1 protein-coding gene is annotated in these 389 nt (G+C 51.7%); it reads left to right on the top strand.

Going from position 1 to position 389, the window contains the following annotated elements; all coding sequences use genetic code 11:
• Positions 1–389 (top strand): hypothetical protein (locus tag D7Y04_RS44960; RefSeq protein WP_158627715.1); only part of this gene is annotated, 389 nt, incomplete at both ends.

Genomic DNA, 389 nt, shown 5'->3' on the forward strand with positions numbered 1-389 from the left:
ATTTCCAGCGAAGCCAACATGGTATGCTTGTCACGGCATGCTTCGCTGCCTTGCTTAATAGGATATGGCAGCGCAGAGCGTCTGAAGTTGCGCGCTGATATTGAGGCGCAATGGCAGGCCGCAATTGCGCGCGGTGACGATTTTGACCGCGAGTTAGCTGGCGTATCAGCATCATCAATTTTTGAAACAGCATTTGAGGCTAGCGGGCGGTTTGTCTTACAGCCGATGTTGCGTCATTTCGGTCGTTTAGAAGAGCGCGCATTCTTCTTTGGAACGGTCACCCATTTCCAGTTGTGGAATCCTGATGTCTTTTTGGCCGAGGCTCCGGCGGCATTCTCCCATGTTAAAGAAGAGCTGAACTATTGGCTTAACGATCATGCGAGGCGCGT

This window comes from Corallococcus sp. AB038B (assembly GCF_003668955.1).
GTDB lineage: Bacteria > Myxococcota > Myxococcia > Myxococcales > Myxococcaceae > Corallococcus > Corallococcus exiguus.